This is a genomic window from Haloglomus irregulare, from assembly GCF_007421925.1.
Classification (GTDB): domain Archaea; phylum Halobacteriota; class Halobacteria; order Halobacteriales; family Haloarculaceae; genus Haloglomus; species Haloglomus irregulare.
Genome location: NZ_QMDX01000012.1, coordinates 19,830 through 45,442 on the forward strand (window position 1 = coordinate 19,830; position 25,613 = coordinate 45,442).

The 25,613-nt window shown below is 68.7% G+C and carries 19 protein-coding genes; 16 read left to right on the forward strand and 3 right to left on the reverse strand.

The window, feature by feature from the left end:
* The first annotated feature begins 27 nt into the window (after window positions 1-27).
* From DP107_RS15240 to DP107_RS15265, 6 genes are all read left to right on the forward strand, one after another.
* The gene (locus DP107_RS15240) at window positions 28-3,276 is read left to right on the forward strand and encodes a S8 family serine peptidase (protein ID WP_144262998.1); all 3,249 of its coding nucleotides are present in this window, start codon (window positions 28-30) and stop codon (window positions 3,274-3,276) included.
* A 121-nt stretch (window positions 3,277-3,397) separates the two neighbouring features.
* The gene (locus DP107_RS15245) at window positions 3,398-4,123 is read left to right on the forward strand and encodes a ribosome assembly factor SBDS (protein WP_144262999.1); all 726 of its coding nucleotides are present in this window, start codon (window positions 3,398-3,400) and stop codon (window positions 4,121-4,123) included.
* Between the two features lie 64 nt (window positions 4,124-4,187).
* Window positions 4,188-4,439 (forward strand): hypothetical protein, encoded by a 252-nt coding sequence (locus tag DP107_RS15250; RefSeq protein WP_144263000.1) that lies wholly within the window; start codon window positions 4,188-4,190, stop codon window positions 4,437-4,439.
* 367 nt (window positions 4,440-4,806) lie between these two features.
* Complete coding sequence (locus DP107_RS15255; protein ID WP_144263001.1) at window positions 4,807-5,001, forward strand: hypothetical protein; 195 nt, start codon at window positions 4,807-4,809, stop codon at window positions 4,999-5,001.
* A gap of 184 nt (window positions 5,002-5,185) precedes the next feature.
* Entirely contained in the window at window positions 5,186-7,357 is a 2,172-nt protein-coding gene (locus DP107_RS15260; RefSeq protein ID WP_144263002.1) for a hypothetical protein, read from the forward strand.
* 89 nt (window positions 7,358-7,446) lie between these two features.
* Window positions 7,447-8,259, forward strand: a complete 813-nt coding sequence (locus DP107_RS15265) for a M14 family metallopeptidase (RefSeq protein WP_144263003.1) — start codon at window positions 7,447-7,449, stop codon at window positions 8,257-8,259.
* A gap of 12 nt (window positions 8,260-8,271) precedes the next feature.
* Here the strand turns inward: DP107_RS15265 and DP107_RS15270 are convergent, their stop codons facing one another.
* Together DP107_RS15270 and DP107_RS15275 are read right to left on the reverse strand one after the other, a co-directional pair.
* A complete protein-coding gene (locus DP107_RS15270; protein WP_144263004.1) occupies window positions 8,272-8,721 on the reverse strand; it encodes a UPF0179 family protein in 450 nt (149 codons plus the stop codon).
* A 48-nt stretch (window positions 8,722-8,769) separates the two neighbouring features.
* Entirely contained in the window at window positions 8,770-9,207 is a 438-nt protein-coding gene (locus DP107_RS15275) for a DUF5820 family protein (RefSeq protein ID WP_144263005.1), read from the reverse strand.
* A 428-nt stretch (window positions 9,208-9,635) separates the two neighbouring features.
* On the opposite strand from DP107_RS15275, the gene DP107_RS15280 reads away from it, so the two are divergent.
* The 8 genes from DP107_RS15280 to DP107_RS15315 all read left to right on the forward strand — a co-directional run bounded on the left by DP107_RS15280 (window position 9,636) and on the right by DP107_RS15315 (window position 21,212).
* Complete coding sequence (locus tag DP107_RS15280) at window positions 9,636-11,705, forward strand: PrkA family serine protein kinase (protein ID WP_144263006.1); 2,070 nt, start codon at window positions 9,636-9,638, stop codon at window positions 11,703-11,705.
* Window positions 11,706-11,835: 130 nt separating this feature from the next.
* A complete protein-coding gene (locus tag DP107_RS15285; protein WP_394348550.1) occupies window positions 11,836-14,058 on the forward strand; it encodes a PrkA family serine protein kinase in 2,223 nt (740 codons plus the stop codon).
* 244 nt (window positions 14,059-14,302) lie between these two features.
* Window positions 14,303-15,634, forward strand: coding sequence for a YeaH/YhbH family protein (locus DP107_RS15290; RefSeq protein ID WP_144263008.1), 1,332 nt, complete (start codon window positions 14,303-14,305; stop codon window positions 15,632-15,634).
* Window positions 15,631-17,616 carry a SpoVR family protein gene (locus tag DP107_RS15295; RefSeq protein ID WP_144263009.1) on the forward strand — a complete coding sequence of 662 codons (1,986 nt, stop codon included), beginning with the start codon at window positions 15,631-15,633 and terminating at the stop codon, window positions 17,614-17,616. The genes DP107_RS15290 and DP107_RS15295 overlap by 4 nt, the downstream gene beginning before the upstream one ends.
* Window positions 17,617-17,685: 69 nt before the next feature.
* Complete coding sequence (locus tag DP107_RS15300; protein WP_202877426.1) at window positions 17,686-18,255, forward strand: DUF7344 domain-containing protein; 570 nt, start codon at window positions 17,686-17,688, stop codon at window positions 18,253-18,255.
* 44 nt (window positions 18,256-18,299) lie between these two features.
* Window positions 18,300-18,683: a secondary thiamine-phosphate synthase enzyme YjbQ gene (locus DP107_RS15305; RefSeq protein WP_144263010.1), complete on the forward strand. Its 384-nt coding sequence runs from the start codon at window positions 18,300-18,302 to the stop codon at window positions 18,681-18,683.
* Window positions 18,684-18,833: 150 nt separating this feature from the next.
* Complete coding sequence (locus DP107_RS15310; protein WP_144263011.1) at window positions 18,834-20,282, forward strand: DASH family cryptochrome; 1,449 nt, start codon at window positions 18,834-18,836, stop codon at window positions 20,280-20,282.
* Window positions 20,283-20,555: 273 nt separating this feature from the next.
* On the forward strand, window positions 20,556-21,212 hold the full coding sequence (locus tag DP107_RS15315) for a helix-turn-helix domain-containing protein (RefSeq protein ID WP_144263012.1): 657 nt from the start codon (window positions 20,556-20,558) through the stop codon (window positions 21,210-21,212).
* A gap of 17 nt (window positions 21,213-21,229) precedes the next feature.
* Here DP107_RS15315 and DP107_RS15320 read toward each other — a convergent pair whose 3' ends face one another.
* Window positions 21,230-21,565 (reverse strand): 2Fe-2S iron-sulfur cluster-binding protein, encoded by a 336-nt coding sequence (locus DP107_RS15320; protein WP_144263013.1) that lies wholly within the window; start codon window positions 21,563-21,565, stop codon window positions 21,230-21,232.
* A 115-nt stretch (window positions 21,566-21,680) separates the two neighbouring features.
* On the opposite strand from DP107_RS15320, the gene DP107_RS15325 reads away from it, so the two are divergent.
* Together DP107_RS15325 and DP107_RS15330 are read left to right on the forward strand one after the other, a co-directional pair.
* The gene (locus DP107_RS15325) at window positions 21,681-23,087 is read left to right on the forward strand and encodes a geranylgeranyl reductase family protein (protein ID WP_144263014.1); all 1,407 of its coding nucleotides are present in this window, start codon (window positions 21,681-21,683) and stop codon (window positions 23,085-23,087) included.
* Between the two features lie 288 nt (window positions 23,088-23,375).
* On the forward strand, window positions 23,376-25,571 hold the full coding sequence (locus DP107_RS15330) for an AAA family ATPase (RefSeq protein ID WP_144263015.1): 2,196 nt from the start codon (window positions 23,376-23,378) through the stop codon (window positions 25,569-25,571).
* The last annotated feature ends 42 nt before the right edge of the window (window positions 25,572-25,613 follow it).

Sequence of the window (25,613 nt, forward strand, 5' to 3'; positions counted from 1 at the left end):
AGTACTGTAGAGAGGTGTAGGTGAACCATGAGTGGGGACGACTCATCGAACGACAGCGGTATCGAACTATCACGGAGAACGTTTGCGAAGGCCACCGGCGCCGCGGTCGGCGCCGGCCTGTTCGGCGCGTCGGCGGACACGGTGTCGGCGGACCACCCGATGGATCGGAAGTTCGCCAACCCGCGCGTGCAGGAACTGGCGAAGGTGTGGGACCGTGGCTACCGCGGTAGCAACGACAACGCCCTCGGTCTGACCGACTCCGGCATCGATGCCCGCCACCCCGACCTGGGCCCGTGGAACGGTGTCGAGATCGTCGAGGACGATGGCGGGTTCGCGCTCAAGGATCGCAACGTCGACTTCGTCCGAGACAGCGAGAAGACCCACGCCGACGAGGAGACGGTCAGTCCGGCGTCGACGACCGGGACCACCACCGTCGAACTGGTCACACTCACGCCGGACGCAAAGCGGAGCCACGCCTCCGCGACGATGACATGGACGCCGAGCCCACGTCCCAGCGGCAACGAGGCCAACAGCCTCGATCTACTGTTCCAGTGCGAGGTCGAGGGGGGCTGGGAGACGGTCGCCGAAACGGGGACCAGCCGTGAAGTGGAGGAGCTGACGGACGTTCCACTGGAGGCCGACACTCCTCACCGGTTCGCCGCCACTGGGGATCTCAGCACGGTTTCGGAGCTGACCATCACCGCCAGGACGTACGACCGGATGCCCGCGGGTCTGCTGGGGTCGGAGATCGATCCGTTCAGCGTGGGCCCGGACGAGGCCAAAACCATCGGCTGGTTCAACGCCGGGTCACGGTATGGGAACTCCCCGAAACCCCGCGACCCCGACGGCCACGGGAGCCACTGCGCCTCCATCATGGGTGGCTCCGGCCGGGCCAGTGAGGTCACCCGCGAGGTGGAGACGAGCGGGGAGACCCGGCAGCTCCAGTTCGGTAACACGGTCGACGTGGACGTGTTCGTCGACGACGGGGAGGCCGGGGTCTACGCCTCCGCCTACGGTGACAGCATCGAGATCGACATCAGCGAGCGCGGCCCGAGAGGCGAGACGGTCGCCTCCTCGACCATCTCCAGCGACGCGAGCACGAACGACAACAACACCGTCTCGGTGCCCGCCGACCCGGACGAGGCCTACACGGTGACCATCCGCCCGGCCTCGACCGAGGAGTCGGACGCCATCGCACAGGGCCTGAACGGCGTCGGCCGTGTCGACTCGTACAGCGTCGGCACGTTCGCCGATCCTCCCGGGACCACGGGTGATAGGGGCTCCGACACGCAGGTCGCGCTCCACTCCGGTGTCGCCCCGGACGCCCCGCTGGTCGGGCTGCAGGGGCTCTCGGGTCCCATCCCGTTCCTCGGCGAGTACGCGACGGAGTTCAGCGAGACGTTCAATCTCCGCGCGGTCAACATGTCGTGGGGGTACGTCGGTGGGCTCCCGCTCGGCGCTGCTGGCGGCGCCTCCGGCGATGTCTTCGGCGACGTGGTCGGTGGCATTCGGGACATGGCCGAACAGGGGATCCTGACGGTCGCCGCGGCCGGCAACGCCGCGACCCCCGCCAACGGGAACGGCGCGCCCGCGGTCGCCGACGAGACGATCAGCGTGGTCGCCACCGGCCCGAAGGACGGCATCAGCGGCTACTCGTCCGGCGGTATCGGCGCCGTCGACGACGGAGAGGACGGGACGTACATGAAACCCGACGTGACCGCGCCGGGCGGTACGCTCGACGATCTGGTGACGGCCGCGGAGGCCGACACCGACTACAGCGAGTTCGACACGGACACCGGGCCGCAGGACTACACCGGCAAGGCCGGCACGTCGATGGCCGCGCCGTTCACCAGCGGCGTCGCCGGGCTGGTCGCCGACGCGATGGAGGACGAGGACCCGGAGGGCAACAACAAGAGCATCCTCAACAGCACGGCACAGTCGGGCATCAACGACACGTTCCGGCTGAAACAGGTCATCCTGGCGACGGCGACGGAGACGGTGTTCACCGCCGCTCCGTACCACCGCGCGAAGTCCCCGTCATGCCAGGGTGGCGGCCGCGACCCGTTCGAGGGCTACGGCCGGGTCAACCCGGACGCCGCCGTCGATGCGGTGACACGGAACGTCTACGGTGGCGGCGATTCGCTGACCAACGACGAGTTCAGCCCGGACGATGCGGACGAACCTGTCACCAGTAGTTACGGGGTCACTGACAGTGACGGCAACGAACTGACAGTCGGACTCGACGTGCCTCAGGACAACCGCGCGGTCGCGGGCTACGTCGAGGCGCCGCGGGGCGTCCTCGACCTGACGGTGTCTGCCGGGAACCTCCGTGGTGCGGACGTCAGCATGGCCACCGGCGCGCCACAGGTCGACGTGTTCGTCTACGACGGCGAGAACCCGGGCCCGAACGGGGTGCCGAACGTCGTGGCGCAGGGCACGATCGACGCTACCAGCGGGGTCGGTGCGCGCAGAGGCAGCCTCACGCTCACCGTCGACACCGGCGAGGAGTTCGATCTCGGGCGCCGGGACGAGGTCGACACGCGGACGCTGTTCGTCGTCGCCAAGCTCGTCAACATCCCCGGGCTGGTCAACGGGTTCGACGCGCGGACCGATATCGAGTTCAGGGCATCGTTCACGCCCGAGTTCGAGCCACTTCCGGGGATCGACGTCTCCGGCGAGCGGTTCGACAGCGGCGACCGGTTCACCGCCAACGCCCGCAACACGGTGCGGGTCGATCTCAACAGCGCCGATGTCACCGAGGGCCGCATCTACGACCGGGTCCCCGCCGACTGGACCGTGACGGACGATCCGGACGACCCCGATACGGATTACGAGGGTGAGGTCCGAACCGAGGGTTCGCACGAGATCATCGACCTGGGGCCCTTCGGCGAGGACGACGCCACGGACGGCACCAGTCGGATCTACGCCGTCGAGGCGCCGGACTCCAACGGGAGCTACACGTTCGGCCCGGCGCGGATCGAGGTCACCGACGACGACCCGGCTCAGCGTGGCGTCCAGGCCCCCACCGCTGATGGCGAGGGGTCGTTCACCGATGACAACGACAGCGACGACCAGGACGACGGCGACGTGGAGATCACCTTCGGCGGGAACGACCCGCGGAACGTGGTCGTTGGCGGCACGTCGGCCGGGAGCGGCTCGGATACCACGCTCTCGGGCAGCACGGACGACACGACCGACTCGGCGGCCGATACCGCTGACGACACGGCGAGCGGCGATGACGGCTCCTTGACGGACACCGTCGACGACACGCTCTAGCTACGGAGCGCCCCCGCCCGTTCCCCACTCCCTCCACTCGTTCCCATCCGGTGGCGACGGCCACGCGGACCGCCGCCCCAGGGGACATATCTTTTAACCATATCCCCGCGTAGCCGGCGGCATGATATCACTCGACGAGGCCGTGACCGCGCGGCTCGAATCGCACGGCGAGCGGTTCGAGGTACTGATTGACCCGGACGCGGCGCTGGCCATCAAGCGTGACGAGTTCGAGGGCGACCTGGAGGACGTCATCGCCGCGGAGGACGTGTTCGAGGACGCCTCCCGGGGCGACCGCCCGCCCGAGACCGCCCTGGAGGAGGTGTTCGGGACGACCGACCCGATGGCGATCATCCCGGAGGTGATCAAGCGCGGGGAGATCCAGATCACGGCCGACCAGCGCCGGGAGATGCAGGAGCAGAAGCACAAACAGCTGGTCAACACCATCGTCCGGAACGCGGTCAACCCCCAGCAGGACGACGCGCCGCATCCGCCCGAGCGGGTTGAGCGCGCCCTGGAGCAGGCCGGGTTCACGGTGGACCCGATGGAGCCGGTGGAGAACCAGGTCGACGATGCGCTCGACGCGCTCCGGCCGGTCATCCCCATCCGGTTCGACGAGGTCGTGATGGCGGTCCAGCTGCCGGCGGACCACGCCGGGTCGGGGCAGGCACAGGTCCGGGAGTTCGGGGACCTGCAGCGCGAGGAGTGGCAGTCCGACGGAAGCTGGGTCGGCGTGCTGCGGTTCCCGGCCGGCCTCCAGAACGAGTTCTACGAGCTCTGTAACGAGGTCTCCAGCGGCGAAGCGGACGTACGCGTCATCAAGGACGAGGACGACATCGGCACCCGCTGAGGGCACTCCTCGCGGACACTGGCGGAACGGAACCGTTTCCTCCCTCAGGGACCGAACCGAGACCGTGCGTTCGCGACTGCTTACGGCGGCGATCGGGCTGCTCGCGAGCCTGCTCGTCAGCGCCGTCGTCTACGTCTACTTCGACACCCTCCTGCTGTTCCTGTTCGTTCCGCTCGTCCCGTTCCTGTTCCGTGGGCTCGGGGACGACGAGTCGGCGACCACCGGGCCGCCGGTCCGCGAGTGTCCACGCTGTGGGTATCGGACCAGGGACCCCGAGCACGACTACTGCCCACGTGACGGCGCACGGCTGGACTGACAGGGGCGGGGCACTCCCGGGGAAGCGTCGGGCGCTCGGTCGGCCGCGTCAGCGGTCACGTGGTGGGAACCGTCGCGATCACCACCGTCCCGGTGCACGGGGAGAGGGCCATGGCCGAGCCCCCTCACGGTCCCGGCAGTCCACCGCTGGCACGCGACCCGGCCGGAAGCTCCATCGCCCGATCCTCGCTGTGGGCTCGGGGGGAACCGCTCTGCCCGTCGTCGGAATCCGGCTCGGGTCGACCTGCTGGCCGAGGGGGCGCGGGCGGTGACCCGAGCGGTCGGGCCGCCATCCCCCCGCCGCTGACCCTCGCGATGTCCGTCGGTTCGCCGAAGGTTTAGTATCCTGGTCGGCGTCAACAGTTCACATGTCGACCGACGACGGTTCGATGGAGTTCGTACTGGACCATGACAACACGTTCGACGCGCTTCCCGGCACGATGACGGCCGTCTCCTGCCCCTCCTGCTTCAACCAGCAGCTGCTGAAGGACGTCATCCACGGCGGCCGCTGCCGGAGCTGTGATTCGGACCTCGAACTCACGCTCTCCGTGCAGCCGGACTGACCCCGCGAACACGGGCGTGAGCTGTGGTGTGGATGCTCGGGCGTTCCGTGACGATCGCTCGGCGTGGTGTCCAGCCCGACCGCTGAACGAACGAGTAGCCAGTTTCGGCGGAAGGCGGGCGCTCCTCGACCGTTTGGACGAGCTTGTCACATCCCCTTTGTGCCGGTGGGGCACGCGTTGGTCCATGGCGGACGAGGATCCAACCGAACGGACGCGTCGTTCCCTGCTCCAGCTCGGAGCGGGTGTACTCGGGCTCGGTGCCATCGGGTCGGTCAGTGGCCACCCCGGCACCGACGGCGGCAAGGGTCGGGACTCCGGCATCGACGGCCCCGGGGGGGAGCCGTTCGGGCTCGACGAGGGGAATCCGTTCAGGAGAGCGGAGGAGGTGGGCTACCACAGTCTCGGTGACGTCGGTCCCGCCCGGACGGCCGGGCAGGAAGCCCAGCGCCACGATGGCGACACGAACGCGGAGGTCCGGGTCCACGGCGATATCGCCGTGACCTCGTTCCGGGCGTCCGGGAGCGAGGACCCCGGCCGGCGGCTGGCCGTGCTGGATATCTCCGAGTTCAACGACGCCTCGAACCCGGCCGAGCTGCGGGATGCGGAGTTCACCGTCCACTCCATCCTCCGGAACGTCGGCGCGGAGTCCAACCTGGCGACCGATATCAAGCTCTCAGACGACGGTAACTACGCCTTCGTCGGGACCCAGGCGCTGGTGCCCGTCGACGGCGGCTCGAACGGGACGGTGAACCTCTCGGACCCCTTCGCCAGACCGGAGGCCACCGGCGGGGTCGTCGCGGTTGACATCTCCGACCCGGCGCGACCGCGGACCGTCGACGTGGTCGACGGGGCGTTCTCGACCGGCGTCCACAACCTGTTCCACCACCGCATCGACGGGACCGAATACGTCTTCGCCTGCAAGAACGTCGGGCTACTCTCGCCCGACAGCGGGGTGTACGTCCTCCGGTTCGACCGTGGGCCCGGGAAGCTGACCCTGGTCAACCGCTGGACCGCCGATGGTAACACCGTCCGCGGTGGCGTCGGTGCCCGGCACGGACTCTCCTACGTCCACGACATCGAGGTCCAGGACGACCCGCGGAACGGCCGGCCGACAGCCTACGTCGCCGACTGGGACCGCGGCCTGCGCGTGCTCGACGTCTCCGACCCGACGGATATCGAGCATATCGGGCAGTTCGACATGAACCAGTCGCACTTCGCGGCGCCGTTCCCGGACGTCGTCGAGACACCCGACGGCGGGACGAAGCGCGTCGCCGTCACCAGCCACGAGGAGCCCGACGAGCGGTTCGACCAGCGTTCCTCGGTCATCTACAACACGCCACACCAGGACAAGACCAACCCCAACTCGACGGGGACGGTGTTCCTCGTCGACTGCGACGGTGTCTACCCGGACGACCCCGGCGACGACGTCCGGGCCCCGGGCGACGGGCCGAAGCAGCTCGGCGAGCTGACCAACTGGACCTGGAGGAACGTCGATACCGACGACGACGTCGCGTTCGAGGACATCGAGCAGAGCACCTTCTCCTTCCAGCTCAGTCCCCACAACTCGCAGGTCGCAAGGCACGAGCTGGGCGGGCAGGAGCGGTTCGTCATCCATCAGGGCCACTACCACGGTGGCGTCCGCTACCTGGAGGTCAGCCCGGGTGAGCAGAACGGGTTGACGGCGGTCGATGGCGGGACGCCCGGTGCCGAGGGGCGACGCAGCTATCGGCCCACGGAGAACCCGAACGTGGACGGACGCGATGGCAGTCGGACCATCGGCTGGATCAACAACACCACGGACTGGGACCTCGTCGACGAGGGCCACGCTCGCCCGCGGAACGAGGAGACGGCTGACCTGTCGCCGGACGTCTGGAGCACTGTCGAGCACAACGGCGTCAGTTACTCCGGCGACCGCGGCGCCGGCGTCTACGCCACCAGGTTCAAGCCGGTCGACCTGACGGCTCCGCGACCACCGCTGGAGGTCGAGCGTTCGGACGACGGCACCGTGTACAGGGCGAACGCGACCAACCGGGTCGATATCACGGTCCGGGCGTTCGAGCGCGACGGTGGCGCGGGCGTCACGGTCCGTGACCGCATGCCATCGGGATACGAGGTCGCCGGCACCGGGGACGTGGCGTACGAGACGTACGACCAGGGCAACAGGACGGCGGTGGAGTTCGACGCCGAAGTGGACCCCGGAGAGACGCGGACGTTCACCTACTTCGTCCGGATGGACGACGGCGCTGGCGGAGAGACGCTCGGTCCGGTCGAGGTGAGTGGCGACGGCGAGTCGTGGGCAGCCGTCGGCGGCACGGCGGACACTAACGGGAACGCCGGCGTCGACACCGGACCCTAGCCGGCGTTCCGGGCCCCCTGCGGTCCCGGACGCCGGCTGGCGTCACAGAAGCGGGTCGTTGATAGGGCTCGGGAGGGTATCCCGGTGCAATGCGGGTCGAGCAGCTGGGTGACGGGGAGCCGGAGATCGCCATCGTCGGCGGTATCCACGGCGACGAGCCGTGCGGTCCCCGTGCCATCGAGGCGCTGCTCCAGGCCGACCCGGACCCCGCGCGCCCGGTCAAGCTCATCGTCGCCAACGAGGAGGCCCGGGCCCGGAACCTCCGGTACGTGGAGGAGGACCTGAACCGGGCGTTCCCGGGGGGCCCCGACGCCGACACCCACGAGGGGCGACTGGCCCACGACCTCCTGGCGGAGCTCCGGGACTGCGTTGTCTTCTCGATGCACTCGACGCAGTCGTACGGGGGCCCGTTCGCCCTCTGTGATACGGTGGACGCGCTGGCCCGGTCGGCGTGTCCCTATCTCGCGGTCGACGCCCTCGTCGAGACCTCGCAGTTCTCCGATGGGCGGCTCATCGAGCGCCCGAACGTGCTGGAGGTCGAGTGCGGCCTCCAAGGGAGCGAGGCGGCCGCCGAGAACGCAGAACGGCTGATCCGGGAGTTCCTGGCCGCCGTCGGTGCACTCCCCGGCGAGCCCCACGAGGACCGCGAGGTGCCCGTCTATCGGATGTGCCGGCGAATCCCCAAGCGCCGCGGCGACCGCTACGAGGTGTTCGCCGAGAACTTCGAGCGCGTGAACGCCGGGGAGGCGTTCGCCGCCGTCGACGGCGAGCAGCTGGTCGCCGAGGAGCCGTTCTACCCCATCCTGATGTCGTCGTACGGCTACGAGGACGTGTTCGGCTACACCGGCGAGCTGGTCGGCAAGCTGGAGCCGGACACCGAGCCGGTCCCGGACCGGCGGTGACGGCGGCCGGCGCTACTCCTCGGGCGGCGCGAACTCAACCAGCTCGAGGTCCCGGCCCAGCGCACAGTGGTCGTGCGGCGGGTCACCGAGCACCTCGTCGATGCGGTGCTCCGCGTCGAAGTCGGCGCCATCGGGCTCGCAGAACTCGTGGCTCGGACATTCCGTGTGCGGGCAGGGTCCCGCCAGCGAGACGCGACTGCCGGCGTAGGCCGATGTCGCGGGCACGTTCGCGGTGATGGATGCGGGTTCGACCTCCACAGCCCGGACCCCGGCGTCGTGCATCGCGCAGTCGAGGGTCTGCCCGCCGTCCCGGACCTCGATGACGCGGTACTTGCGGCCCTCGGTCAGGTTGAGACACTGGTCGCGGTACGGGCAGCCGGCGCAGCCGTCCGCCTCACCGCCGTACACGAACTCCGTCCCGAGTTCGGCGAGGCGGGTCCCGATGAGCGTGACCGTGGTCATACGCCACCGTTCGCTGCGCCGTGTAAAAAACGCCCGGGCGGTCCCGCCTCACTCGCCGGTGAGCCGGTCCAGCGCTTCGAGGTACGACTCGCGGGGGACCTGATAGACCCCCCGGTAGGCGACCTCCCCCCGGGCGAACCGGGCGGCCAGTTCGTGGGCGCCGGCCAGGGCGTCCGGACGGCTGTCGTACAGTTCCTCCGGGGCCGCGACCTCGGGTTCGAGGTAGAGCGTGACGACCCAGGAGGCACCCGGTCGGGCCGAGCGCTCGACGCCCGGCCGGCGGTTCCGACGCCCGTGCGTGACGTAGATGGTCGGCAGGCAGGGGGCCGGGAACGACCCCCCGTCGAACACGTCCGGCCGGAAGACGAGGACGGTCCGCTCGTCGTCGTCGCTCCAGCGCTGCCAGCCGTCCGGGAGCGGCCGGGCCGGCGAGTCGGCTTCCCCCGCGGGGTCGCCCGCCGGGTCGTCGTGGGCGTCGTCGGGCATCGCCCTCGGGTACGCGACGCGGCCTCCTGAGTGCGGCGGTCCCGGGGTTCATCGATGGCCGCTGTAAGAAAGTATATCAGTCCGAGCCGACGATTGCCATGTGAAATCATGTCACCGAACCGTTGGCTTGCGGTTTCGCCCCGGTTCGACCGCGGCCACCTGCGCATAAGGCGGCAAAACTTATGAGTGACGCACTCTCATAGTACATATAGTACGGTGGCATCGGGCCGCCGGACCCCAGCCGCGTCGCGCGGCGTTGCCGACGGCGACGGCACCGGTGCGACGGGTGGTACGCCCACTCATCGGACGGGACACTCATCGGCAGGCCCGCGCGAGCGGGGGCCACCCGGGCGGACCGTGCCACCGACCGCGCCGACGGCGGCAGAGGCCGTGGCGGCTGTCAGCCCACACGACACAACGAGCAACACATGAGTGAACAACAGAGTCTGGAAGACCTCAGCCAGGAGTACCGTGACACCATCCCCGAGGACCTCCGGGAGACCCACTCCTTCGAGTGGTACCTCGAGGAGCTGTACGAGTCCCCGCACATCGCGCGCAACGCCCACCAGCGGGTGGCGGACATGTTCGACTACTACGGCACCGAGTACGACGAGGACGCCGGCGTCGTCGAGTACCAGCTCGCCAGCGAGGACCCGCTGAACGACGGCGAGAACACGTTCTACGGGCGGGCCGTCCACGAGTCCATCCACGAGTTCGTCAACAAGGTCAAGTCGGGCGCCCGCGGGCTGGGTCCCGAGAAGCGGATCAAGCTCCTGCTGGGCCCCGTCGGCTCCGGGAAGTCGGAGTTCGACCGGCAGGTGCGCAACTACTACGAGGACTACACGACCACCGATGAGGGTCGGATGTACACCTTCCGGTGGACGAACCTCGGCGACGTCATCCGCGACCAGGACCCGGCCGACGACGTCGTCCGGTCGCCGATGAACCAGGACCCCCTGGTGCTGCTGCCACAGCAGCAGCGTGACCGCGTCCTCGAACGGGTGAACGACGCGCTCGACGCCCCCTACACCATCCGGAACGAGCAGGCGCTCGACCCCGCCAGCGAGTTCTACATGGACAAGCTGCTGGAGGAGTACAACGACGACCTGCAGACGGTGCTCTCGAACCACGTCGAGGTCATCCGGTTCATCGCCGACGAGAACAAGCGCCAGGGCATCGAGACGTTCGAGCCCAAGGACAAGAAGAACCAGGACGAGACGGAGCTGACGGGCGACGTCAACTACTCGAAGATCGCCGTCTACGGGGAGTCGGACCCGCGGGCGTTCGACTACAGCGGCGCGTTCTGCAACGCGAACCGCGGTATCTTCTCCGGCGAGGAGCTGCTGAAGCTCCAGCGGGAGTTCCTCTACGACTTCCTCCACGCCACTCAGGAGCAGACGATCAAGCCGAAGAACAACCCCCGTATCGACATCGACCAGGTCATCGTCGGCCGGACGAACATGCCCGAGTACCGGGACAAGAAGGGCGACGAGAAGATGGAGGCGTTCAACGACCGGACCAAGCGCATCGACTTCCCGTACGTCCTCCAGTACGCCGAGGAGGCCGAGATCTACCGGAAGATGCTGCACAACGCCGACGTGCCGGACATCCACGTCGAGCCCCACACCCTGGAGATGGCGGGCCTGTTCGGCGTGCTCACCCGCATCGCCGAGCCCGACGGCGGCCAGATCAGCGTCGTCCAGAAGGTCAAGGCCTACAACGGCGAGATCGACGAGGGCGAGGACATCGACGTCAAGAAGCTCCGCGACGAGGCCGAGGAGGCAACCGACCTCGGGGAGGGGATGGACGGCGTCTCGCCGCGGTTCATCGGCGACGAGATCGCCGAGGCCATCATGGACTCGATGCACCGGAGCCGCGGCTTCCTCTCGCCGCTCACGACGTTCAACCATCTAGAGGAGAACCTGGAGAACCACGGCTCCATCCCGGAGGAGAACTTCGAGACGTACTACCGCTACCTCGAACTCGTCCGGGAGGAGTACAAGGAGCGCGCCATCGAGGACGTGCGCCACGCGCTGGCGTACGACCTCGACGAGATCCAGCGCCAGGGCGAGAAGTACATGGACCACGTCATGGCCTACATCGACGACGACACCGTCGAGGACGAGATCACCGGGCGCGAGCAGGAGCCAGACGAGAAGTTCCTCCGCGACGTCGAGGAGAAGCTCGACATCCCGGAGGACCGGAAGGACGACTTCCGCCAGGAGGTCGCCAACTGGGTCAGCCGGCGTGCCCGCGAGGGGGAGACGTTCGACCCACAGGACAACGACCGGTTGCGTCGCGCGCTGGAGCGCAAGCTCTGGGAGGACAAGAAGCACAACATCAACTTCTCCGCGCTGGTCTCCAGCGGGGAGATGGACGACGACGAGCGCAACGCCTGGGTCCAGGCCCTGACCGACCAGGGCTACTCCGAGGACGGGGCCCGCGAGGTGCTCGAGTTCGCCGGCGCGGAGGTCGCCAAGACGGAGATGGAGGAGTGAGATGACCGACGAGCACCGGGCGACCGAGCGCGACGACGGGACGAGCACGGACGGCGGGACCCGACGGCGCGACCCGACCGCGTTCATCGACGCGGCCGACGAGAGCCTGGAGGAGACCTACGAGCCGCCGATGTCACTGTCCGAGTACGTCGAGGCGGTGTTCGAGCAGCCCTCGACCGCCAGCCATGCCTCGAAATACCTGCTCCAAGCCATCGAGGCCGCCGGCACCCGCACCGTCGTCGAGGAGGGCGAGGAGAAGCAGCGCTACCGCTTCTTCGACGACCCCCACAACGACGGTGAACACGCCATCCTGGGCAACACGGAGGTGCTGAACGCCTTCGTCGACGACCTCCGCTCCATCGCCGCCGGCCGCGGGAAGGACGAGAAGATCGTCTGGCTCGAGGGGCCGACCGCGACCGGGAAGTCCGAACTGAAACGCTGTCTCATCAACGGGCTCCGGGAGTACAGCAAGACCACGGAGGGCCGCCGCTACACCGTCGAGTGGAACGTCGCCGGTGCCGAGGACTCGTCGGGCGGGATGACCTATGGCGGCGGCGAACCCGTCTCCGACGAGGACGACTGGTACGCCTCGCCGGTGCAGGCGCACCCGCTGACGGTGTTCCCCGAGGACGTCCGTGAGGAGCTGCTGGCCGACCTGAACGCGCGGGTCGAGGACCACATCCCCGTCCGCGTGGAGGGCCGGCTGGACCCGTTCTCGCGGGAGGCGTACGACTACCTGGAGGAGCAGTACCGCCGCCAGGGCGCCGAGGACCTGTTCTCGGCCGTGACCGACTCCGAGCATCTGCGTGTAAAGAACTACATCGCGGACGTGGGGAGCGGCATCGGCGTGCTCCACTCCGAGGACGACGGCTCGCCCAAGGAGCGGCTCGTCGGCTCCTGGATGGCCGGGATGCTCCGCGAACTGGACTCGCGGGGCCGGAAGAACCCGCAGGCGTTCAGCTACGACGGCGTCCTCTCGCAGGGCAACGGCCTCCTGACCATCGTCGAGGACGCCGCCCAGCACGCCGACCTGCTCCAGAAGCTGCTGAACGTCCCCGACGAGGGGACGGTGAAGCTGGACAAGGGCATCGGGATGGACATCGACACGCAGATGGTCATCATCTCGAACCCGGACCTGGAGGCGCAGCTGAACCAGCACGCCGACCGGTCGGGGGCGGACCCGCTGAAGGCGCTCAAGCGCCGGCTCGACAAGCACGAGTTCACCTACCTGACGAACCTGTCGCTGGAGGCGGAGCTCATCCGGCGGGAGCTGACCAGCGAGACCAGCGTCTGGGAGGCCAACTCCTACGACGAGCTCGCCGCGAAGATCCGCCAGCCGGTCCGGGTGCAGGTCCGGGACGGCCAGGGCGTCGTCCGGGAGAAGGAGCTCGCCCCGCACGCCATCGAGGCGGCCGGGCTGTACGCCGTCGTCACGCGGCTGGACGGCGAGGACGTCCCACCGGGGCTGGACCTGGTGGACAAGGCGCTCGTGTTCGACCGGGGCTACCTCCGCGACGGTGACGAGCGCCGGGAGAAGGAGGCCTTCGACTTCGACGACGAGGCCGAGGACGGCGATACCGGCATCCCCGTCACCTACACCCGCGACATCATCGCGGACCTGCTCCAGACCGAGCGGGACCGCCATCACCCCGAACTCGCCGTCGAGGACGTGGTGATGCCCCGTGACCTGCTCAACCGGATGGCCGAGGAGCTGGGCGACGCGCCCGTCTTCGGCCCCAACGAGAAGACCGAGTTCGAGAACCGGCTCGTCCCCGTGAAGAACCACGTCTTCACCGAGCAGGAGGACGACGTGCTGGAGGCCATCATGCGCGAGAAGCGCGTCGAGGAGGAAACCGTCGAGGAGTACATCGAGCACGTCTACGCCTGGGTCGAGGACGAGCAGATAGAGAACGACCGCGGCGAGCTCGAGGAGCCGGACCCGCTGAAGATGAAGGTGTTCGAGACCGAGCATCTCGGCCGGTTCGACGAGGACGACTACGACGGCACGGAGCCCGGTGGTGCGGTCACCGAGTTCCGCGCCGACAAGGTCGTCACGGCCCTGAACCGCCACGCCTGGCGGAACCGCGACGAGGAGTTCCGCGTCGGCGACGTGAACGTCAAGGAGATCCCCGTCATCAAGGCGGTGCTCGGCACCCACGACTGGGACGACGTCCGCCGGACGTTCCCGGACTTCGACCCCGACCAGTGGTCGGACCCGCCGTCGGGGACCGAGACCGCCGAGGTGAAGGCCGACACCATCCGGAACATGCAGGAGCTGTTCGACTACTCGGAGGCCTCGGCCGAGATGACCAGTCGACACGTCATGAGCCAGGTGAGCTATCGATGGGAGTGAGCGAGCTTCTTTCCCGCTCGGGTGTCCTCGGCGCGGCTTCGCCGCGCCTGCGTACCACTCGCGACAAACAACCTCAAAAAGGGCCGGCACTCGGGCGCTGCGCGCCCTCGTGCCGGAGAACCGCGCTCGCTCCGCTCGCGCGGATGCCCCAGTCGGCTGGAACACTGTCGCCGTGGGCGGGATTCCAACGTAATGCACCGGACGATTCGCGGGACCGACACACAACCGATCAGGTGATACAGCAATGGGACTGAAGGACGACCTCGAACGATACCGCGAAGTCGGTGAAGAGAAGCGGCAGGACCTCTCGGAGTTCATCCAGTACGGCGACATGGGCCAATCCCTCCCGGACGAGGTGAAGGTCCCGATCAAGATCGTCGACCTGCCGGAGTTCGCCTACGACCAGCGTGACATGGGCGGCGTCGGGCAGGGCGACGGCGATACGCCGGACGTGGGCCAGCCCGTCGGCGAGCCACAGCCACAGCCGGGCGAGGAGGGCGACGAGGAGGGCGAGCCGGGCGAGGAGGCCGGCGAGCACGAGTACTACGAGATGGACCCCGAGGAGTTCGCCCAGGAGCTCGACGAGGAACTCGGCCTCAACCTCGACCCGAAGGGGAAGAAGGTCGTCGAGGAGAAGGAGGGCGACTTCACGGACATCACCCGTTCGGGCCCGGCATCGACGCTTGATTTCGAGCGGCTGTTCAAGCAGGGGCTGAAGCGGAAGCTCGCGATGGACTTCGACGAGGAGTACCTGAAGGAGGCGCTTCGCGTCGACGGGTGGGGTCCGTCGACGGTGTTCGACTGGGCGCGCGAGCAGCACGTCCCCGTCTCGCGGGCGTGGATCGAGACCGCGTACGAGGAGATCCCGGCCGCGGAGCGCGACCGGTGGGCCAGCATCGAGGAGATGGAGGCCGAGGTCGACCGCGAGTCGACCGCGACCCGCATCCGCCGGGAGGGTGTCGATCAGGTCCCGTTCCGGCGCGACGACGAGCGGTACCGCTACCCGGAGATCATCGAGGAGCGCGAGAAGAACGTCGTCGTCGTCAACATCCGCGACGTGTCGGGGTCGATGCGGGAGCAGAAGCGCGAGCTGGTCGAGCGGACGTTCACGCCGCTGGACTGGTACCTGACGGGCAAGTACGACAACGCGGAGTTCGTCTACATCGCCCACGACGCCGACGCGTGGGAGGTCGAGCGCGACGAGTTCTTCGGCATCCGGAGCGGTGGCGGGACCCGCATCTCCAGCGCGTACGAGCTCGCCGCGGAGCTGTTGGAGGAGCGGTATCCGTGGAACGAGTGGAACCGGTACGTGTTCGCCGCCGGCGACAGCGAGAACTCCTCGAACGACACCGAGGAGCGGGTCATCCCGATGATGGAGGAGATTCCCGCCAACCTCCACGCCTACGTGGAGACCCAGCCCTCGGGCAACGCGATCAACGCGACCCACGCCGAGGAGGTCGAGGAGCATTTCGGTGGCGACTCGAACGCCGCCGTCGCCTACGTCTCCTCGCCCGAGGACGTGGTCGACGCCATCTACGAGATCCTCAGCACTGAACAGGAGGAGGTCACAGCATGAACCCGGACCGCATCGAACAGCAGCGCATCGCCGAGGGACTGGAGGAGCCCGTCGAGGAGGCGGCCAACCTGGCCGAGAAGTTCGGACTGGATCCGTTCCCGGTCAGCTACTGGATCATCGACTACGACGACATGAACGAGCTCATCGCCTACGGCGGGTTCCAGACGCGGTACCCGCACTGGCGCTGGGGGATGCAGTACGACCGCCAGCAGAAGCAGGGCCAGTTCATGGGCGGCAAGGCGTTCGAGATCGTCAACAACGACAACCCGGCCCACGCGTTCCTGCAGGAGTCCAACGACCTCGCCGACCAGAAGGCCGTCATCACGCACGTCGAGGCCCACTCGGACTTCTTCAAGAACAACGAGTGGTTCGGCCTGTTCGCGAACAACCCGGACGCGGCGGCGATGCTGGAACGGCACGCCGAGACCATCCAGGAGTACATGGAGGACCCCGATATCGACCGGGAGGCTGTCGAGGCCTGGATCGACCACGTCCTCTGTCTGGAGGACAACATCGACCAGCACCGGGCGTTCGTCCCGGCCGAGGCCCGCGGCGACGGCGAGGACGTCGAGGCCGAGATGGTCGACGAGAAGCTGGACGAGCTCGACCTCTCCGACGAGGTCCGCGACCAGGTGTTCGACCAGGAGTGGCTCGACGCCCAGGAGGGTGATGAGGAGGTCCGCTTCCCGGCCGAGCCGGAGACGGACGTACTGGCCTTCCTCCGGAACCACGGGAAGGCCTACGACGAGGACGCCGAGAAGGCCGTCGAGATGACCGAGTGGCAGCGGGACGTCCTCGAGATCCTCCGGAAGGAGGCCTACTACTTCGCCCCCCAGAAGATGACGAAGGTGATGAACGAGGGGTGGGCGGCCTACTGGGAGTCGAAGATGATGACCGACGAGGCGTTCGCCGCGGACGACGAGTTCCTCTCGTACGCCGACCACATGGCCGCCGTGCTCGGGTCACCGGGGCTGAACCCGTACAAACTGGGGCTGCAGCTGTGGAACTACGTCGAGAACACGACCAACCGCCGGGAGGTCGTCGAGAAGCTCCTGCGCGTCGAGGGTGTCACCTGGCGTAACTTCGAGGACACGGTCGACCTCGACCACGTCCGGGACCTGCTCGAACCGGAGCCGTGGCTCGTCGACGTGGTCGGCCATCTCGACGAGCTGGACCCCGACGACTCGCGCGTGGACGCCGCGGCGCTCGAACGCGCCCACGATGGCGAGATCGACGTCGAGAGCTACCCCTGGAAGGTGTTGACATACGAGGGGCTCTGCGAGCGGCACTACTCGCTCGTCAAGCCCGCGTTCCGTGGGTTCCTCAAGCGCATCTCCCAGTCGGAGCTGGAGCGCATCGCCCGCTACCTGTTCGACACCGACCGGTACGACTCCGTCGCGGCCGCCGTGGCGGACATCGACCGGGCCGCAGGCTGGGACCGGATGCGCGAGATCCGCGAGTCCCACAACGACGTCACCTTCCTCGACGAGTTCCTCACGCAGGAGTTCGTCGACGACAACGACTACTTCACCTACGAGTACACCCACACCACCCGCGACTACCGGGTCACGTCGGCGGACTACCGCGACGTGAAGAAGAAGCTGATGCTCCGGTTCACCAACTTCGGGAAGCCGACGGTCGCCGTCGAGGACGGCAACTACGAGAACCGGAACGAGCTCCTGTTGGCCCACCAGTACAACGGCGTGATACTCGACATCCAGCAGGCCCGCCAGACGCTCGAGCGCGTGTTCCAGCTCTGGGGGCGCCCGGTCAATCTCAAGACCATCGTCAAGGAGGTCGACGAGCACGACGTTGAGGTCGCCCGGCGCCGGGACCGCGAGCCCGAGCCCGAGGAGGTGGGCAAGCTCCTGCGGTACGACGGGGAGGAGTTCAGCATCGAGGATCTCCCCTGGGACGCGGTCGAGGGGATCGCCGCCACGGACATCGATTACGACACGAAGCCGGACGAGTGGCTGGCGTGAGCCGGGGCGTCCGCCACGAGTCCGACGTCGTGGACAGCTTCTTGACCCCGCACGGTCAATCCTCTCCTCGTGTCCAAGGGTAGCGGCGTAAACGCGGAGCCCGGTCCCGACACACCCCCGGAGATGGAGCCGAGTGACATCCACGACATCCTGCGCAACGACCGGCGCCGGCTGGCGATCAAACACCTGAAGGAGCAGCCCGACGGCCGGGTCGGCGTTCGGGACCTCTCCGAAACCATCGCGGCCCTCGAGACCGGCGAGGACCCGCCACCGAGCGGGAAGCGCCAGTCCGTCTACGTCTCGCTCCACCAGACCCACCTCCCCAAGCTCGAGGCGTTCGGCATCTTCTCGTACGACTCCGAGGAGAAGGAGGTCTGCCTGCAGGACCGCGTCCGCGAGGTGGAGGTCTACCTGGAGGTCGTCCCGCGCTACGGGCTCTCGTGGGGGGAGTTCTACTTCGGGCTGGGACTGCTGGGGTCGCTCACCACCGTCGCCGTCCTGCTTGGCGTCCCCGGCGTCGAGGCGCTGGGCGTGACGGTCACGGCGACCGTCTTCTTCGTCATCCTGATGCTGTCGGCCACCTACCACGTCTACACCCAGCAGGACCGCATCCTCTTCCAGCGGTTCCGCAACGAGTAGCGGGGGCCGGAGCGGGTTTCAACCACCAGTCCGTGGCCACGCGTATGCGCGAACAGCTAACGGTCAGCACGGACGAGCGGCTCCAGGCCATCGACATCACTGGTCGCGTCGGTGACGCCCTTCCCGACGATGCCGACGGAGCGGTGACCGTCCGCAGCCGTCACACCACCGCGGCCGTGGTGGTGAACGAGGCCGAACCGCGGCTCATGGGCGACATCGAGACGGTCCTCGCGGACGTCGTCCCCGACGAGGGGTGGCACCACGACGAACTCGACGGTAACGCGGATTCGCACCTGCGAGCACTGCTCTGTGGCGGATCCGAGACGCTCCCCGTTCGTGAGGGCGCGCTCGAGACGGGGACCTGGGAGTCGGTCCTGCTGGTCGAGTGCGACGGCCCGCGGACGCGGACGGTCGAGGTGTTCGGATGAGCGGTCCGAACGTATCCGAGAGACCAGAGATATTACCGTTCGGAAGCGTCCGCTCGAGCCGAAGACCCCGTATTTCCCGATGATTCGCGTCCGCTCTGCCGGGGACCGTGGGTTCAGGGGCCCCGCGCCCTACCGTTCGACTACGTTCTCATGTCCGAGACAGCCGTGGTCTGGTTCCGCGACGACCTGCGGGTACACGATAACGAAACGCTGGCGGCGGCCGTCGAGGCTGCCGATACCGTCGTTCCCGTCTACGTGTTCGACGAGCGGGAACACGCCGGCGAGGGGATGTTCGGGTTGTCGAAGCGGGGTGTCCAGTGGGGGCGCTTCCGCCGGGAGGCGGTAGTCGACCTCCGGGAGTCGCTGCGCGAGCGGGGCGGGGACCTGCTCGTCCGGCACGGCGACCCGCGGACCGTCGTGCCCGCCGTGGCCGAGGCGTTCGACGCCGACGTCGTCCATCTCCAGACCGAACCCGCGACCGGGGAACTGGAGGACGAGCACGCGGTCCGGTCGCTGCTCGCGGACCGGGGCGTAGAGACGGAGCGCCACTGGACCCACACGCTCTACCATATCAACGACCTCCCGATACCGTACGCGGACATCCGGGACACCTTCACCCCGTGGAAGGACGAGGTCGAGCGCGAGGCGTCCGTCCGGGACCCGGTTCCGGCGCCCGAGGCGGTGCCGACGCCGGAGTTCGGGGATTCCGGCGAGTCGGTGCCGACGCTCGCGGAGCTGGGGCACGACCCCGACGCGGCGACGGTCGACGACCGCGGCGTGCTCGCGTTCGATGGGGGCGAGTCGGCCGCGATGGACCGGCTGGACGCGTACGTCTGGGAGGGCGACCACCTCCGGGAGTACAAGGAGACCCGGAACGGCCTGCTCGGGGCGGACTACTCCTCGAAGTTCTCGGCGTGGCTGGCCCACGGCTGCCTCTCGCCGCGGTACGTCCACGCCGAGGTCGGCCGGTACGAGGACGAGCGGGTCTCCAACCAGGACACCTACTGGCTCGTGTTCGAGTTGCTCTGGCGGGACTTCTTCCAGTTCCAGTTCGTGAAGCACGGAGCCGACTTCTTCGACCCCAACGGCATCCGCGACGTGGAGAAGGAGTGGCGGTCCGGGCCGGAAGCCCGCGAGGCGTTCGAGCGATGGGCGGCCGGCGAGACGGGCATCCCCTTCGTCGACGCCAACATGCGCGAGCTGAACCGGACGGGCTACATGTCCAACCGGGGGCGGCAGAACGTCGCCTCCTTCCTGGCCGACGCGCTGGCTGTCGACTGGCGGATGGGGGCGGGGTACTTCCAGGCGCGGCTGGTCGACTACGACGTCGCCTCGAACTGGGGGAACTGGGCGTACCAGGCCGGCGTCGGCAACGACTCCCGGGACAACTACTTCAACGTGCTCGGGCAAGCCGAACGGTACGACCCCGGCGCCGAGTACGTGACCCACTGGCTGCCCGAGTTGGACGGGCTCCCCGCGGAGTACGCCCACCGACCGTGGCGCCTCTCGGAACGCGAGCAGCGCGAGTACGGCGTCGAACTCGACCGCGACTACCGCGCGCCGATGCTCGACCTGGAGGCGCGGTACGACGAACTCTGAGTCGGGGACCCGACGACCAGCTGGCGACACGCCGGGGCTGTCGCGGTACCGGGCCGTCCCCCGCGTTCGACGGCCCTGTGACCCGCCGACGGTAGACTTAATAACGTTCACCCGCTCATCACCGGTAGTTGTTATGTTACGTGGCACGGGAACAGTTCGCGGGGGTCGGGTGGGCGCCCCTCGACGAGCCGGACGGGTTCGGGGGGCGCGGCGGCCGAAACGCCTAACAGGCATCCGGTGGACCCAGTGGCAACCCCCGAACGCGGAGCGCCAATGAGATATTTCGACTTCACACTGACACCTGAGGGTGGGACCATCCACCCCGTCGACGAGGTCATCGCCAGCGTCCCGGACGTCACGCGCGAGGCGCTGATGCACGTCAACGCGCTCGGGGACGGGACCGGCGTGATGCTGTACCGCCTGCACGGCGACCCGGAGGACCTCTCACCGGCGCTGGAGGGGTCGGAGGAGGTGCTCGCCTACGACATCATGAACGTCCGGGGCGAGCGGTTCCACTGCTACGTCCACGTCCCACCGGGGGAGCCGGCGGGCTCGTTGATGGCGCTCGCCCAGCGCTACGCGCTGATGATCGATACGCCCCTCGAGTTCACGGACCGAGGCGCCCTGCGGACGCGGCTCGTCGGCACCCACGAGATGCTCCGGCAGGCGCTGGACCGGGTCCCCGATACGATACAGGTCACCGTCGAACAGGTCGGGGAGTACACCCCCGAGCGCGGCGACATGCTCTCGACGCTCACCGACCGCCAGCTGGAGGTGTTCCGGACCGCCGTCGATCTGGGCTACTACGAGATCCCGCGGTGTGCCACACACGAGGACATCGCCGACGACCTCGGCTGCGCCCCCTCCACCGTCGACGAACACCTCCGCAAGGCCGAGTCGCGGGTGCTGTCGACGCTCGTCACCGGCTGACCGCCGCACCCGCAGCGTCAGTCGTCGGCCGTCGCCTCGCCGCCCATCTGCTGGATGTCGTTCTCGATGCTCGGCGGGTATTTCCCGCGCTCCAGCCGCAGGTCCGACAGTGGCCGGGCCATGCAGGTGAGCGCGTAGTCCTCGGCCTCCTCCTCGGTGAGGCCACGGCGGACGGCGACGGTCTGCTCGACCTCGCCCTCGAGGATCTCGGCCGAGCAGGCCAGGCACATGCCGACGCGGCAGGAGTACTCCTGGGCGATCCCCGCCTCGATGCACCGTTTCAGGATGGTCTCCTTGTCGGAACAGGTGATGGTCTCGCCCGTCCCGACGAACTCGACGGTGTACTCGGTCATGATGACGGGTTCGCCAACAGTGACCAAAACTCTTGTCGAACGCGGCGGCCTCGGAGGCCGACGGCGACCGGGTCGGTAATAAAGAGTTTTGCCGGTCCGGGGACGAACAGATGGTATGAGTACCGACGATGCCGGGACGGCGTCGGGGACCCGGCATACGCACGAGGTCGATGTCGCGGTCGTCGGCGCCGGGACGGCGGGCTGCTACGCGGCGGCGACGATCGCCGAGGCCGGCTACGACGTGACCATCGTCGAGCGCAAGACCGTCGAGGAGGCGGGTCATATCGCCTGTGGCGACGCGCTGAAAGGGGCCGATAAGTTCCCCGAGGTCATCTCCAAGTCCAGGCTCGAACCCGCGCTGACGAACACGGTGGTCGACCACGGCCAGTTCGAGATCCCCGCCGAGGACGCCGTGCTGGACATCCCCGTCCCCGGCGAGCTGGCGGTCATCGACCGCAAGCTGTTCGGCGAACTCCTCATCGAGGGGGCCGAGTCCGCCGGCGTCGACTTCCACTACGACACCGTCATCCAGACCGTCATCCAGGACGAGGACGGCCGCGTCACGGGCATCAGCGGCATCCGGAAGGGTGACCCGGCCCACTACGACGCCGACATCGTCATCGACGGCGCCGGCTCCCTCTCCATCCTCCAGGACGAGGCCGACCTCGGCGACGCCACCTTCGACACGAACGTCCAGTTCTCGCAGTTCGCCTCCGCCTACCGGGAGATCATCGAGGTCGACGAGCCGGTCGACTACCACGACGCGCTCGTCTTCAAGCCGACCAAGCGCGCGGCCGGCTACCTCTGGTACTTCCCGCGCACCGAGACGGAGATCAACGCCGGGCTCGGCTTCCAGATGAACGAGGAGCCGATGAAGCTCGTCGGCGACCTCCGCGACGACATGCAGACCCGGCCGGAGTTCGAGAACGCCGAGGTCAAGGACAAGCTCGGGGCCGCGCTCCCGACCCGGCGACCGTACGACTCGGCCACCGCGCCGGGCTTCATGTCCGTCGGCGACGCCGCGGCCCACGTCAACCCCACCACCGGCGGCGGCATCGCGGGCGCCGCCTACGCCGGCACCTACGCCGGCGACGCCGCCATCGACGCGCTCGAACGGGGGGACGTCTCCGAGGACGTCCTCTGGTCGTACAACGAGCGCGTGATGGACCACTTCGGCGGGCGCTACGCTGCGCTCGACGTGTACAACATCTTCACCACCGCCTACGACCTCGACGAGCTGATGGCGCTTTTGGCCTCGCTCCCCGCCGACAAGCTCTCCGAACAGCTGTACGACGGGAAGGCCGATGTCGGCCTCGGGCTGATGGCCCGGACCGCGATCAAGTCGTTCGGCCACTGGGGCACGCTCTACGACTTCTACCGGGCCAAACAGCTCGCCGACCGTCTGACGGATCACTACGACCGGTACCCCGACACACCCGCGGGGTTCGACGCCTGGCGGGCCGACCGCGACGCCATCATGGACGACGTCTACGAGACGACCGGGGCGGAGCCCAAGTACTGAGCTTCCGGCCGTCCCGGACGCCCTCGGTGGCCTCGGCCGCCTGCAGCGTCCTCGTGCCAGTCGAACCGCGCTCGCGCGGTAGAGGAACGCCCGCCGCCGGTTCAACTACACTACTACACGTTGTTCTCGGACAACAGGAGCCAGGATGGACGTATCCCGAGGTTTCGGTCGATATCACACTGCCTGGGGAGTTGTATCGCCGGTGGGCAGGCTCCACCCCCGATTCGCCGGGCTCCCGCAGCCAGTGGCCCCACAACGGTAATCCGTCGGCCGGCCCTTCCTACCGGTATGAGCGATGAGGGCGACCGGGGCGTGCGGCTCGTCGTCCAGGGGGCCGAGAAGCGCGACGCCGGGCGGGGCGTGGCCCGGCTTCCCGAGCACGCCCGCCGGCAGTTGGGGGTCCTCAGCGGCGACACGGTCGTCGTGGAGGGCGAGCGTCCCACGGTCGCGAAGGTGTGGCCCGGCGGTGACGTGGACGGCATCCGCATCGACGCCGACACCCGCGCGAACGCGGGCATCACCATCGGCGACGAGGTGGCGGTGCGGCCGGTATCGGTGGCCGACGCGACCGAAATCGCGCTGGACGTCCCCGTGGAGCTGGACGAGGCGACGCTGGAGGCGGTGCGGCGGGACCTGCTGGACCGGCCCCTGCGGGCGGGCGAGACGGTCCGGCTCGAACGACTCGGGGCGCGGGCGACCATCCGCGCGACCGACCCCGACGGGACGGTCCGGGTGACCGGGCGGACCGACGTTCGGGTCATCTCGCATCCCGACCGGGACGCGGGCGATGGTGCCGCTCGGACCGACAGCTCGGGGGGGTCGGGCACCCCCTCTGCCGGAGGGACAGTCGGCGACGAGGGCGCGACGACTGTCGAGACCGGGAGCCCGGCGGAGGGCGATGCCGGCGCGCAACTGAACGTCACCTACGAGGACATCGGTGGGCTGGACGAGGAGCTGGACCTCGTCCGGGAGATGATCGAGCTGCCGCTCTCCGAGCCGGAGCTGTTCCGCCAGCTCGGCATCGACCCGCCGAAGGGCGTGCTGCTGCACGGGCCGCCGGGGACGGGCAAGACGCTCATCGCGAAGGCAGTCGCGAGCGAGGTCGATGCCCACTTCGAGACCATCTCCGGCCCGGAGGTCGTCTCGAAGTACAAGGGCGACAGCGAGGAGCGGCTCCGCGAGACCTTCGACCGGGCCGAGACGAGCGCCCCCGCGGTCGTCTTCATCGACGAGATCGACTCCATCGCCGGCGCGCGCGACGAGGAGGCGGACATGGAGAACCGACTGGTCGCGCAGCTACTGACCCTGATGGACGGGCTGGACGGCCGCGGCGAGGTGGTCGTCATCGGCGCGACCAACCGTGTCGACAGCATCGACCCGGCACTCCGGCGGGGCGGGCGCTTCGACCGCGAGATCGAGATCGGCGCGCCGCGGGCAGCGGGTCGCCGGGAGATACTGGATGTCCACACCCGGGGCGTCCGGCTGGCCGAGGACGTGGATCTCGACGCGTACGCCGAGCGCACGCACGGCTTCGTCGGCGCGGACCTCGCGTCGCTCGTGAAGGAGGCCGGGATGGTGGCGCTACGGGACCGCGCGGACCGCGACCCGCTCACGGTCACGAGGACCGACTTCGAGACCGCGTTGAGCGCCGTCGAGCCGAGCGCGATGCGCGAGTACGTCGCCGAAGCGCCCGACGCGACCTTCGACGACGTGGGCGGGCTGGACGGGGCAAAGCGGACGCTGCAGGAGGCCGTCGAGTGGCCGCTCCAGTACGGCGCGCTGTTCGAGGCGACCCGGACGGACCCGCCCAGCGGCGTCCTCCTGCACGGCCCGCCCGGGACGGGCAAGACACTGCTGGCGCGGGCGCTGGCCGGCGAGTCCGAGGTCAACTTCATCGCCGTCGACGGTCCGGAGCTGCTGGACCGCTACGTCGGCGAGTCCGAACGCGCCGTCCGCGAGGTGTTCGACCGCGCGCGACAGTCCGCACCGTCGATCCTCTTCTTCGACGAGATCGACGCCGTCGCCGGGGCCCGGGGGGCCGGCCAGCAGGAGGTGACCGAGCGCGTCGTCTCGCAACTGCTGACCGAACTCGACGGGCTGGAGGACAACCCGAACGTGGTGGTGCTGGCGGCCACCAACCGTCGGGACGCGCTGGACCCCGCGCTGCTGCGCCCGGGGCGGCTGGAGGCACACGTCGAGGTGCCCGCGCCGGACGCCGCGGGCCGTCGCGCCGTCCTCCGGGTCCACGGCCGGGGCAAGCCGTTCGCCGACGACGTCGATCTCGACGAGTTCGTGCCCGTCACGGAGGGGTTCTCCGGCGCGGATCTGGAGGCACTGGTCCGGGAGGCGTCGATGCGGGCCATCCGCGAGTTCGCGGCCGACCTGGGGCCGGAGGCGGCGACCGAACGCGCCGACGAGGTCCGCATCACGCGGGCTCACTTCGAGCAAGCGCTGGAGGCGGTGGAGCCGTCGCTGCAGGGGTGAGCGAGCAGGCGATACCGCTCCCGGACGCCGGACCGTGGTACC

What these genes read in the sequence shown, in the direction of transcription:
- DP107_RS15305 (WP_144263010.1), top strand. Translation starts at nt 18,300, where the DNA reads ATGCGCGAACAGCTAACGGTCAGCACGGACGAGCGGCTCCAGGCCATC.
- DP107_RS15325 (WP_144263014.1), top strand. Translation starts at nt 21,681, where the DNA reads ATGAGTACCGACGATGCCGGGACGGCGTCGGGGACCCGGCATACGCAC.
- DP107_RS15285 (WP_394348550.1), top strand. Translation starts at nt 11,836, where the DNA reads ATGTCACTGTCCGAGTACGTCGAGGCGGTGTTCGAGCAGCCCTCGACC.
- DP107_RS15265 (WP_144263003.1), top strand. Translation starts at nt 7,447, where the DNA reads ATGCGGGTCGAGCAGCTGGGTGACGGGGAGCCGGAGATCGCCATCGTC.
- DP107_RS15315 (WP_144263012.1), top strand. Translation starts at nt 20,556, where the DNA reads ATGAGATATTTCGACTTCACACTGACACCTGAGGGTGGGACCATCCAC.
- DP107_RS15270 (WP_144263004.1), bottom strand. Translation starts at nt 8,721, where the DNA reads ATGACCACGGTCACGCTCATCGGGACCCGCCTCGCCGAACTCGGGACG.
- DP107_RS15320 (WP_144263013.1), bottom strand. Translation starts at nt 21,565, where the DNA reads ATGACCGAGTACACCGTCGAGTTCGTCGGGACGGGCGAGACCATCACC.
- DP107_RS15255 (WP_144263001.1), top strand. Translation starts at nt 4,807, where the DNA reads ATGTCGACCGACGACGGTTCGATGGAGTTCGTACTGGACCATGACAAC.
- DP107_RS15295 (WP_144263009.1), top strand. Translation starts at nt 15,631, where the DNA reads ATGAACCCGGACCGCATCGAACAGCAGCGCATCGCCGAGGGACTGGAG.
- DP107_RS15245 (WP_144262999.1), top strand. Translation starts at nt 3,398, where the DNA reads ATGATATCACTCGACGAGGCCGTGACCGCGCGGCTCGAATCGCACGGC.
- DP107_RS15240 (WP_144262998.1), top strand. Translation starts at nt 28, where the DNA reads ATGAGTGGGGACGACTCATCGAACGACAGCGGTATCGAACTATCACGG.
- DP107_RS15260 (WP_144263002.1), top strand. Translation starts at nt 5,186, where the DNA reads ATGGCGGACGAGGATCCAACCGAACGGACGCGTCGTTCCCTGCTCCAG.
- DP107_RS15330 (WP_144263015.1), top strand. Translation starts at nt 23,376, where the DNA reads ATGAGCGATGAGGGCGACCGGGGCGTGCGGCTCGTCGTCCAGGGGGCC.
- DP107_RS15275 (WP_144263005.1), bottom strand. Translation starts at nt 9,207, where the DNA reads ATGCCCGACGACGCCCACGACGACCCGGCGGGCGACCCCGCGGGGGAA.
- DP107_RS15310 (WP_144263011.1), top strand. Translation starts at nt 18,834, where the DNA reads ATGTCCGAGACAGCCGTGGTCTGGTTCCGCGACGACCTGCGGGTACAC.
- DP107_RS15290 (WP_144263008.1), top strand. Translation starts at nt 14,303, where the DNA reads ATGGGACTGAAGGACGACCTCGAACGATACCGCGAAGTCGGTGAAGAG.
- DP107_RS15280 (WP_144263006.1), top strand. Translation starts at nt 9,636, where the DNA reads ATGAGTGAACAACAGAGTCTGGAAGACCTCAGCCAGGAGTACCGTGAC.